General features: G+C 60.2%; 6 protein-coding genes. 4 read left to right on the forward strand and 2 right to left on the reverse strand.

Annotated features, from left to right (window positions below):
- The first annotated feature begins 535 nt into the window (after window positions 1-535).
- The gene (locus P0D77_RS17600) at window positions 536-1,804 is read left to right on the forward strand and encodes an orc1/cdc6 family replication initiation protein (RefSeq protein ID WP_277556029.1); all 1,269 of its coding nucleotides are present in this window, start codon (window positions 536-538) and stop codon (window positions 1,802-1,804) included.
- A gap of 498 nt (window positions 1,805-2,302) precedes the next feature.
- Here P0D77_RS17600 and P0D77_RS17605 read toward each other — a convergent pair whose 3' ends face one another.
- A complete protein-coding gene (locus tag P0D77_RS17605; RefSeq protein ID WP_277556030.1) occupies window positions 2,303-2,746 on the reverse strand; it encodes an Hsp20/alpha crystallin family protein in 444 nt (147 codons plus the stop codon).
- A 13-nt stretch (window positions 2,747-2,759) separates the two neighbouring features.
- Here P0D77_RS17605 and P0D77_RS17610 point away from each other — a divergent pair, with 13 nt between their 5' ends.
- Window positions 2,760-3,692: a hypothetical protein gene (locus P0D77_RS17610; protein WP_277556031.1), complete on the forward strand. Its 933-nt coding sequence runs from the start codon at window positions 2,760-2,762 to the stop codon at window positions 3,690-3,692.
- A gap of 592 nt (window positions 3,693-4,284) precedes the next feature.
- On the forward strand, window positions 4,285-4,599 hold the full coding sequence (locus P0D77_RS17615; RefSeq protein WP_277556032.1) for a hypothetical protein: 315 nt from the start codon (window positions 4,285-4,287) through the stop codon (window positions 4,597-4,599).
- Between the two features lie 121 nt (window positions 4,600-4,720).
- Here P0D77_RS17615 and P0D77_RS17620 read toward each other — a convergent pair whose 3' ends face one another.
- Window positions 4,721-5,053, reverse strand: coding sequence for a helix-turn-helix transcriptional regulator (locus P0D77_RS17620; protein ID WP_277556033.1), 333 nt, complete (start codon window positions 5,051-5,053; stop codon window positions 4,721-4,723).
- A gap of 186 nt (window positions 5,054-5,239) precedes the next feature.
- Between P0D77_RS17620 and P0D77_RS17625 the strand changes: the two genes are divergently transcribed.
- Window positions 5,240-5,824 carry an NAD(P)/FAD-dependent oxidoreductase gene (locus tag P0D77_RS17625; protein ID WP_277556034.1) on the forward strand — a complete coding sequence of 195 codons (585 nt, stop codon included), beginning with the start codon at window positions 5,240-5,242 and terminating at the stop codon, window positions 5,822-5,824.
- The last annotated feature ends 176 nt before the right edge of the window (window positions 5,825-6,000 follow it).

Genomic DNA, 6,000 nt, shown 5'->3' on the forward strand with positions numbered 1-6,000 from the left:
GACCTCCTGGTAGACCGAAGTAACAGTGACCCCACTAGTGATCCGAGACACACCACAATGTCCGTAGTTTCTGTTACAAGTTTTGGTGAGAACTACGGACATAGTGGTGTTCGACATATTTGCCGTGGTCAATGATCACGGCCTTCCCGGTCAGGAGGGTAGTACTCATCGAGAACTGACGATCGATGATCCGAGATGACTCGGTCAACCCTCTCCCCCCACTATGTCCGCAGTTCTCGGTCGAGAGAGTACCGTCAGGTACGAAGGTATTGATTCCACTCTAATCTCCACCTCATTAATTTAATAGAAGTTGCCGTACGGACTAGCTCGTCTGCTATTGTAATAAAACCTTCCGTGTATACTGGTCTTGTGGTTTGCTGTAGGGGTGGCCCCCTCTTCGATCCACAGAACAGCGGACAAAGTGGGGTGGGTGTGTCCCGACGTTTCTTTAAGTACTAGCAGAACAGCGGAAACAGCGGACGCTCCGGACGCGGTGGTTTTATATCCGATTGGAGACATCAACGAATGACTACAGATGGGGATGTTCGAGCGGGACACCGATATCTACCGGGACCGCGATGCACTTCGCGAGGACTATCAGCCCGAGCAACTCGTCGGCCGCGACGAGGAACTCGACACGTATCGGGCGGCGCTCCAGCCGGTCATCAACGGCGAACAGCCGAACAACGTCTTTCTGTACGGCAAGACCGGTGTAGGAAAGACAGCTGCAACCCGCTACTTGCTCGACCATCTCCAACAAGACGCCGCACAGTACGACGACATCGAACTCACCGTCACCGCGCTCAACTGCGATGGGTTGACTTCGTCGTACCAGGTCGCGACTCGTCTCGTCAACGAGTTCCGCGACGACACCGATCAAATCTCGACTACGGGATATCCACGCGCGAGTGTCTATGAGATGCTGTGGGACGAACTCGACGACTGCGGCGGAACGATCCTCATCGTCCTCGACGAGGTTGATCACGTAGAAGACGATTCTATCCTCTACCAGCTACCTCGCGCACGCGCGAACGGCAACCTCTCGACGGCCAAGATCGGGATCGTCGGCATCTCCAACGACTTCTCCTTCCGCGACGACCTCTCCCCGAAAGTCCGCTCGTCGCTGTGTGAACAAGAGATTCACTTCCCGGCGTACGACGCTACCGACCTCCAGAAGATCCTCGAACAGCGTGTCGAAGTTGCGTTCCACGAGGACGTTCTCGACCCTGGCGTCATCCCGCTTTGTGCAGCCTACGGCGCGAAAGACGCCGGCGACGCCCGACAGTCGATCGACTTGCTGATGAAAGCGGGTGACTTGGCTCGTGACGACGACACCGACAGCGTCACCGAAGATCACGTTGAACGTGGTCGGCGGGCGCTCGAACGCGGTCGGATCAAAGAGGGAATCACCGGACTCACACAGCACGGCCATCTCGTGTTATACGCACTTCTCACGTTGGATCTCGAGAACGAGGCACCTGTCCGCTCCCGCGACGTTCGACCGCGATATTCTCGATTCGCAGAGATGGCCGACCGCGACCCACTCGTCCCCCGGCGGATGCGCGACCACCTGTCGGAACTGGCGATGCTTGGCATCATCTCGGTCACCGAGCGAAACGAGGGACGCCGAGGAGGGACCTACCGCGAGTACGCCCTAGATATGGACGTCGACCTGCTCCTCGACGCGATGTCGGACACCGTCCAAGACGTCGGTGTTCACCAATCCGTCCAGGACTTCCTCATCGAAGACCCCAAGAACGAGATGACCGACGCCCGTGTGACTGACTTCATTCCAGAGGACTGATCGATCGTCTGCACAACGGCGGACATCGTGGTGTCCGACCAGTTGTTTCCCCGGACCGATCACCGACTGAACAACCTGACGCTGCTGGCAGACTGTATGGCGCGTTCGGGGTCATCGATACCGCCCCAGACACCTGCCGTTAGTAGTGACCGATGGGCGCGATACCTAGATAACAGCGGACGTGGTGGTGTCCACCCACCGAGGTACTCGCTCACGTGAGGACGACTCAGTCAACTCGGACGAGCAAAAGAGTCGGACCCGGCCGTGCGGGACTCACACCACGATGTCCGCAGTAACACGGGCACCCGCGATCGGATAACTCCGGACACGGTGGTGTGGCCGGATCGAGATACTGTCGTCACAACTGCGGACATCGTGGTGTGTCCCTCTGGAACGCGCTGGGGTGTACGCTGTGGTCGACGCGAGTTGCCGTCAGAGTGCCACGCTGTTAGGATAGACGGCCCGGTTGGGGCTACGCCCACCAAGGCCGTCGGCGGTTCAGTCCGATTTGACGGTTATCTCTTCGAAGCGATCCGTGCTCGTCTTCGGGAGCGAGATGGCGCAGACGCCATCGGAGAGGCTCGCCTCTGCACCACCGGCTCTCACGACCGCGGGAAGCGTGAGCACACGCTCGATTTCGGGAGCACGTTCGGAGAGGACGAGGGTGTCGTCGCCTTCGAGTTCGGACTCGCGTTCGGCGCTGATCACCAGCGTTTGCTGATTGATCCGAACGTGGATGTCCTCCGCCGAGCACCCCGGGAGGTCGGCGTAGACGAGTATCTCCTCGCCGGCGTCGATGACGTCGATATCCGGGTACGAGACCGGCTTCGTCGACGGATATATCGACTCCTGCAGCTGTTCCTGTGCGACGCCACCGAACTGCTCGGCGGCCGCTGCGTCGATGAGATCAGATCGCTCCTGGCCGGACGGGAAACTGGACATCAGTGACTCACCGATGTCAGCCCTGCGGCTGTTGCGTCTGCTGAGCCGGCTGTACCTGCTGGGACTGCTGCTCGAACTGCGACGCCATCGCCTGTGGCTGAAGCGACGAGTTCTGCAGCGACATCACCGTCTGCTGGAGCGTCGAGACGAGTTCGTCCACCGGCGCGTCGTTCGGCTGCTGCTGGAGTTCCTGGATACCCTGTTGCAGCCCCTGGACCACGCACTGCTGGAAGGAAGTCGCGAACGGCGACTGACGGGCCACGAGCTTGCGCTGTGTCTCGGCCATCGCTTCGAGGTCTTCAGTCAAGCGCGCGACTGTGGGCTTCCCGTTCTCGAGTGCGTACACGTTCGCTTGCTCGAGCGTCCGTTCCAGTTCCTGCAGGGAGGCGGCTATCTGCTGGCTCTCGGCCGCAGACTGGAACTGCTCGCCCGTCTGCTGGGCCGCAGCGAATCCGTACAGCGTCGTCGCCTGCGGAACGTACTGCGGCTGCTCGGTCTGCTGCTGCGGGATCTGTTGCTGCGGGATCTGTTGCTGCGGGATCTGGCTCTGTGGGGCCTGCTGCTGTGGAAGCTGCCCCTGCTGGGTCTGCTGTTGTGGGACCTGTTGCTGTGGAATCTGACTCTGTGGGGCCTGCTGCTGTGGAATCTGCCCCTGCTGGGTCTGCTGTGGGACCTGTTGCTGCGGGATCTGCTGCGGAACTTGCTGGGGTGCGACCTGCGTCTGCTGCGGAACCTGCGCCTGCGGGATCTGTTGTTCCTGTTGCGGAATCTGTTGGGGAACGAACTGTGTCTGCTGTGGAAGCTGCGCCTGCGGGATCTGCTGCTGCTGTGGAAGCTGCGCCTGCGGGATCTGCTGCTGCTGTGGAAGCTGCTGCGAGAGCTGCGGCACCGGATTCACACTATACTGATTCGGCTGCTGTGGCGGTATCTGGCTCATAGTCGGTAGTTCTCCGCGGACGAACCCTGGAGGCGCAACCTCTCGCCTCCTGCCCCCCTGGTTCTCCCGTCGGAGCATCCGAGACGTTGGCAGAATTTCGTATTGTTATACGGAAGATACGGCAATTTCAGGCCTTCTACCCCCAGAACCTACTAAATTGAACCTCTACCTACTGTGACGATCTGACGGGCCAAACGATCTCGGTAGGCAGCGCCAACCTCGTGTATGGTCGGCGTACTCTGCACTCGTCGCGTCAAAATGCGAGACGCTCGACACCCGCCGACTCCTGCGCGAGCGGTCCTGTGGGCTTCTCACACCTCGGGCACACTGGATAGCCGAGCACGTCGTACTCGATCCCGAACGATGGGGCCGACGCGTCACACGATTCACACCTGAACACCGCCCGGTCCACGGTCTCCATACTCGTGGTGTATGTTGTCATTGTACTTATTTGTATGCCGTGTGTCTGCCAATTGTCTGACTACATTGCACAGCGATTCGTGAGAAACCGGATTGTGAGAAGGTGGTTCCCGAACGATGTCCGTGTCGGGTTAGTCTCGACGACGGAAAACGACACGTACCCGGAGTGCGTAATCGGTGTATGGTCGACGACGCCGCCGACGCACGACGGGTTCCCGAAGGCTGGCTGAATATGCTGGAACTCGTCATTGACGAGGCCATCGAACGAGAGGGTGGTATCCGTCTCGACACGGAGGACCTTCGAGTCGACGTTCCACTGGAGTTCGGCGACGACGCCGAGCGAGCGGAGTGGGGGTTCGACGGGTCAGTGACGGTCGAGACCGAAGGGACCAGAGGAACGCTCGCGGAGTGGTATCACCTTCACCGCGAGTCGCTTCCCGACCCGCACGGTAACGGCAAGAATGCAGGTACTCCGCGTGACGACGCCAACCGCTGAGTAGGTGGCAGTCCACCGAGTCACGCCAGCCGCTGGCGAACGTGACTGCGCGTCGTGACACGAGCGACGCGTTTCTCGAGGGTCGGTCGGGTCGGCTACGAGGGTAGAACTGGCAGCTGACTCAGGCCTGTGCTTCTGCGGTGACGTCAGCCGACGGATCCGCGTCGTCGGTCAGCGAGTAGAGCCGCTTTCGCGCGTCACGGAGGCAGATAGATTCGGACACGAGGCCCGCCTCTTCGAGACGCCCCAACGCGGTGCGAACCGTTCGTGCTGACAGCGCTGTCTCTTCGACGAGTTCCGTCTGCGTGTGTTGCTCGTCACGGTCGAGAACGAAGTGGACCAACTTTGCGCTTGGCGGTAGGTCGGCGAACGCGTCGTCCTGCGCGGTGGCGTCCGGGGTAGTCGATACGTCGTGCTGGTCGGGGTCGGTTTCTGTGTGGTGGTCTCCGGTCATGGTATACGGGGACGTCGCCGACGACTGGCGACGGTCGAACGGTAGTACCTCGTTTTACTCAACGACCGGGAGTGACTTACCCGTTTTCGGGGCATCAGCGTCACCCAGTTACACTAGTGTAACCACGTTCGCCAACGAACTCTCCGTCGACACTATCCTTATCAGATTGGCCACTGACAATCGTGTATGGCATCTGTTGTGATCGTTGGAGGTGGGCCCGCCGGACTAACCGCCGCGTTGTTCGCACAGAAGAACGGTCTCAGCGCGACCGTCCTCGATGCTGACGGAACGTGGCTCCACAAGGCACACCTGTTCAACTATCCGGGGATCGGATCGGTCGACGGATCGGCGTATCTTCACACGTTGCGCGAACAGGTCGACAGTTTCGGCGTCGAACGCGTCCAGGACACGAAAGTGACTGCAGTCTCGACCACCGACGACGGTTTCCACGTCGAGACGGACGGCGAAGACGACTTGCAAGGCGACTACCTCGTCCTCGCGACGGGTGCGAAGCGCGACCTCGCGGAGTCGCTGGGGTGTGCGTTCGACGGCGACGTCGTCGACGTCGACGTGTCGATGGAGACGAGCGTCGAGAACGCGTACGCGACGGGCGCGATGGTCAGAGCCGAAGAGTGGCAGGCGGTCATCTCTGCGGGCGACGGGGCCGCCGCCGCGTTGAACATCCTCTCGAAAGAGCGGGGTGAGCACTTCCACGACTTCGATGTGCCTGCGGACGCCGAGGAAGTGTTCGGCGCGATGAGCGAACAGTAAGTCCCGCGACTCGTCGACCGCGTCGCGACAGACGGGCGCACCGTTCTGTGTACCTTCTGAGCGTCCGATCGGTTCGCTACTTCTATGACTATTTCGTCTATCTCACCTATTTCGCCTACTCCAGCTATCTTAGCTATCATATCAATTCTATCTATTCAGCCGAATTCGCACTGTTT

This window comes from Halobaculum limi (assembly GCF_029490015.1).
Taxonomy (GTDB): domain Archaea; phylum Halobacteriota; class Halobacteria; order Halobacteriales; family Haloferacaceae; genus Halobaculum; species Halobaculum limi.